Here is a 3821-nt window from a genome sequence, read left to right as displayed (position 1 = left end):
CTTTATCACGTCGTCATCGCCGACGAAGTCGAGGGAAACAACATCCACAAACTTGAGCCACTCCAAATCGGTCTCGTCTATGAAGCCGACGTGGGCGTTGAGCTTCAGACTGGTTTTCCTCTTAATTTCCCTCAGCTCGTCCGCGTATCTATCAATCGGCACCTTCAGGCGGGAATCCATTCCACCGCTGAGCAGACAGCCCAGACCGCCGGAGCGCTCGAGGTCGAGGCAGAAGTTAAGGAGCTCTTTTCGCGTCGGCTTTTTCATGCCCTCAAGGTAGTGCCTCCCGCAGTGTGCGCAGTTCAGGAAACAGTAGCTTCCGGTGAGCGAGATTGAGGGAAACTTAACTCCAGGAATGTAGATTTTTAGTTTTTTCATTTAACCCACCTCTGGAGGGGGTTAGCAAGGACGTGGGGGGTGAAATCCCCCGGTCCCGCGAGGGGAACTTGATGTCGGGGATGTAGATTTTTAGTTTCTTTCCCTTCTTCATCAAAGCACCCGAATGAAATGAGAAGAGAGGGGTTAAAACCCTAACTGGGCACTTCAGAGGAACGGGTTGTGGAACTTCTTGCCCGGGTAAACCGCGATTCCCTCAAGTTCCTCCTCTATGCGGATGAGCTGGTTGTACTTGGCGTTCCTGTCCATCCTGGCCGGAGCGCCGGTCTTTATCTGGCCGGTGTTGAGGGCCACCGCGAGGTCGGCTATGAACGTGTCGTCGGTTTCTCCCGAGCGGTGTGACACCACAACGCCGTAGCCGGCGCGGTAGGCGGTGTAGGCGGCATCTATCGCCTCGCTGAGCGTTCCAATCTGGTTGACCTTGAGGAGGAGGGCGTTTGCCGCGCCGAGCTCGATGGCCTTCCTGATTCTCTTCGGGTTGGTGACGAATATGTCGTCGCCGACTATCTGTATCTTCCTTCCGAGTTCCTTCGTTATCTCGACGAAGCCCTCCCAGTCCTCCTCGTGGAACGGGTCCTCGAGGGACACTATCGGATAGGTGCTCACGAGTTCCTTGTACAGCTCGAGGAGCTCTCCCCTGTCGTACTCCTTCCCGGCGACGACGTACTTGCCGAGCTTATCGTCGAAGAACTCGCTTGATGCAGGGTCGAGGGCGAAGGCTATCTCGTCGCCGACCTTGTAGCCGGTCTCCTCGATGGCTTCGGTGAGCAGGTCGAGGGCTTCACTCGGCTCCCTGAGCGGCGGGGCAAAGCCGCCTTCGTCTCCGACGTTGACGGCGTTCTTGCCGTACTTCTCGGCTATGACCTTCTTGAGGGTGTGATATGTCTCGGAAACCCACCTTATACCTTCCCTAAAGGAGTCGGCCCCAACGGGCATTATCATGAACTCCTGGAAGTCCAGCTCGTTGCCGGCATGCACACCTCCGTTGATGACGTTGCTCATCGGAACCGGCATGACGTAGGCGTTGGTCCCGCCGATGTACTGGTAAAGCGGCAATCCGAGGGCGTTCGCTGCCGCTTTGGCAACGGCGAGGGAAACACCGAGGATTGCGTTGGCTCCAAGGTTGCTCTTGTTCTCGGTGCCGTCGAGCTCAATCATGAGCATATCGATGTCCCTCTGCCAGGTGACGTCCATTCCGATGATTTCAGGGGCGATTATCTTGTTGACGTTCTCAACGGCCCTCCTGACGCCCTTTCCGTGGTAGCGCTTTCCGCCGTCGCGAAGTTCAACTGCCTCGTGGGTTCCGGTTGAGGCACCGCTCGGAACGGCGGCGCGCCCCATGCTCACAGGGGTGTAAACCTCGACCTCAACCGTTGGGTTTCCCCTGCTGTCGAGGATTTCCCTCGCTATAACTGCCGTAATCTCGAACGGGTTCTCCATGCTAATCACCTCGGGTGATATTCAGTCTCCTTCAATATAAACTTGGCGATTTCCTTTTAAGCTGGGAGGAGGAGTGTCTGGCATGGAGTGGAAGGGGAAGCTCAGGGAGGAAGGCTTTATCGAGGTCGGTGAGTTCAGGGTTGAGCTGAGCCTCGACAACACCTTCATGGACATCGACTACATTCCGAGGGTCCTCGTCTACTCCGAGAGAACGGGCCGCTGGCACGTCCTCAGGAACCCGATTCCAAAGGGGAGAACGCTTGAGGAGTGCTGGGACAACGCCGTTAGGGTTCTTGAGAAGATAGCGCGGGGTCTCGAAAGACCGGTTCTCGACGATGAGGAGACGTCACTTCGCCTGTGGGAGGTTTTGAAGTCCCTCGAAGGAAAACCCTAAATACAACCGCGTTTAATTTTCTTTAAGGTGATGTGAATGAACGCTCATGAGATAGCCCGCTACATAGACCACACCAACCTAAAGCCCTATGCAACCAAGGAGGACATCATAAAGCTCTGCGATGAGGCGATTCAGTACGGCTTCTACGCCGTCTGCGTTAACCCCTACCGGGTCAGGCTCGCCAAGGACTACCTGAGGGAGAAGCAGGCAGACGTCAAGGTGGCGAGCGTCATAGGCTTTCCCCTCGGCGCGACGCCGACCGAGGTTAAGGTCTTCGAGGCGAGGAAAGCCCTTGAGGACGGCGCCGACGAGCTGGACATGGTCATCAACATAGGCGCCCTCAAGGATGGGGACTACGACTACGTGAAGAGGGACATAGCGGAGGTCGTCAGGATAGCCCACGAGAGGGGCGCGAAGGTCAAGGTCATAATCGAGACCTGCTATTTAACCGAGGAGGAGAAGGTGAAGGCCTGCGAGCTGGCCAAAGAGGCCGGAGCGGACTTCGTGAAAACCTCCACCGGCTTCGGAACCGGGGGAGCGACGGTTGAGGACGTCAGGCTGATGAGGAAGGTCGTTGGTCCGGAGATGGGCGTTAAAGCCGCCGGAGGAATAAGGACGTATGAGCAGGCTGTTGAAATGATTAGGGCTGGAGCGAACAGGATAGGAACGTCGAGCGGGGTAAAGATTGTGGAAGGTGCCCCCAGATGAGGGAGGTTAAGGAGATAGTTGAGAAGGCAATAAGGGAGCTGAAGGATGAGGGCCTTGAACCGGACATAATGCTCGCTGGCCCCGGGTTCATAGAGCACGCCAAGGACGTCCTTTCCAGCTTTGGTTTGAGGATTTACAGGATAGAGGAGCTTGGATACGACGCCGTTATAGCAGACTCCAAGTTCCTCGGCCAGATTAAGAGGGCCTCCCGCAGGGTCTCAGTGGAGCCGTTCCTGTCAGAGAAGCAGGTGTGGGAGGAAATAGAGAGGCTTGAGGTCTAAATTTCTCCCACCTTTGGAAACTTCTTTTTTACGAGGTTGGCGAGGCCGGTTCCTATTATCACCCCTGTTACGGCCTGGACTATGTTTCCCTGCAGTTCGTCGTAGGCTGGGGAAAAGCCAAAGGCATGGTATTCAAACAGGAAATAACCAGCCACCATAACGATTCCACCGAGAACCGCCGCAACCGTCATTCCCGAGGTTCCCTCAAGCTTTCTGGATGCGTAGCCGACGACGAACCCCTCGAGTCCCTTCACGAGCAGGGTCACGGGTGCCCAGCCGGAGTACCCGAGGACGACATCCGCCACCGCGGAACCTACGCCGCCGGCGAAAGCTCCGATAGCCGGTCCGAAAACCATGGCCGTGAACATGACCATCGTGTCGCCGACGTTGAGGTAGCCCCCAGTCTGCGGGACGGGTCTTCGTATCACGGCGGTTGCCAGCAGAACGAGGGCCGCTGAAAAGAGCGCCGTGATGCCGGCTTCCCAGATTTTCACCTCGTTTCTCTTCCTCCAGAGGTAGAGGCCGAAGGCGAGAATCCCAGCGGTAATGCTGTACGAAGCAAGGCGTGAAAGTTCGGCGAATTCCCCCATTCAACCACCGGA

General features: G+C 56.6%; 5 protein-coding genes and 1 pseudogene. 3 read left to right on the top strand and 3 right to left on the bottom strand.

The features are described from left to right. Both MVK46_RS01325 and eno read right to left on the bottom strand, forming a co-directional pair. Nucleotides 1–378: pseudogene (locus MVK46_RS01325) on the bottom strand (radical SAM protein); the annotation flags it as partial. A 165-nt stretch (nucleotides 379–543) separates the two neighbouring features. After that, nucleotides 544–1836, bottom strand: coding sequence for a phosphopyruvate hydratase (gene eno, locus MVK46_RS01320; protein WP_297534663.1), 1293 nt, complete (start codon nucleotides 1834–1836; stop codon nucleotides 544–546). Nucleotides 1837–1918: 82 nt separating this feature from the next. Here eno and MVK46_RS01315 point away from each other — a divergent pair, with 82 nt between their 5' ends. From MVK46_RS01315 to MVK46_RS01305, 3 genes are read left to right on the top strand one after another with little or no spacing between them, the layout of a single operon-like run. Next, nucleotides 1919–2230, top strand: coding sequence for a hypothetical protein (locus MVK46_RS01315; RefSeq protein ID WP_297534662.1), 312 nt, complete (start codon nucleotides 1919–1921; stop codon nucleotides 2228–2230). A gap of 36 nt (nucleotides 2231–2266) precedes the next feature. Further along, nucleotides 2267–2938 carry a deoxyribose-phosphate aldolase gene (gene deoC, locus MVK46_RS01310; RefSeq protein ID WP_297534661.1) on the top strand — a complete coding sequence of 224 codons (672 nt, stop codon included), beginning with the start codon at nucleotides 2267–2269 and terminating at the stop codon, nucleotides 2936–2938. Further along, the gene (locus tag MVK46_RS01305) at nucleotides 2935–3219 is read left to right on the top strand and encodes a family 4B encapsulin nanocompartment shell protein (protein ID WP_297534659.1); all 285 of its coding nucleotides are present in this window, start codon (nucleotides 2935–2937) and stop codon (nucleotides 3217–3219) included. The genes deoC and MVK46_RS01305 overlap by 4 nt, the downstream gene beginning before the upstream one ends. Here MVK46_RS01305 and MVK46_RS01300 read toward each other — a convergent pair. Then, on the bottom strand, nucleotides 3216–3809 hold the full coding sequence (locus tag MVK46_RS01300) for an ECF transporter S component (RefSeq protein ID WP_297534658.1): 594 nt from the start codon (nucleotides 3807–3809) through the stop codon (nucleotides 3216–3218). The two genes, MVK46_RS01305 and MVK46_RS01300, sit on opposite strands and share 4 nt — an antisense overlap. Nucleotides 3810–3821: the final 12 nt, after the last annotated feature.

This window comes from Thermococcus sp., assembly GCF_027066465.1.
GTDB lineage: Archaea > Methanobacteriota_B > Thermococci > Thermococcales > Thermococcaceae > Thermococcus.
The sequence above is the reverse complement of the archived record's forward strand: the minus strand, read 5'-3'. Positions and strand labels throughout refer to the sequence as shown.

What these genes read in the sequence shown, in the direction of transcription:
- MVK46_RS01315 (WP_297534662.1), top strand. Translation starts at nt 1,919, where the DNA reads ATGGAGTGGAAGGGGAAGCTCAGGGAGGAAGGCTTTATCGAGGTCGGT.
- eno (WP_297534663.1), bottom strand. Translation starts at nt 1,836, where the DNA reads ATGGAGAACCCGTTCGAGATTACGGCAGTTATAGCGAGGGAAATCCTC.
- MVK46_RS01300 (WP_297534658.1), bottom strand. Translation starts at nt 3,809, where the DNA reads ATGGGGGAATTCGCCGAACTTTCACGCCTTGCTTCGTACAGCATTACC.
- deoC (WP_297534661.1), top strand. Translation starts at nt 2,267, where the DNA reads ATGAACGCTCATGAGATAGCCCGCTACATAGACCACACCAACCTAAAG.
- MVK46_RS01305 (WP_297534659.1), top strand. Translation starts at nt 2,935, where the DNA reads ATGAGGGAGGTTAAGGAGATAGTTGAGAAGGCAATAAGGGAGCTGAAG.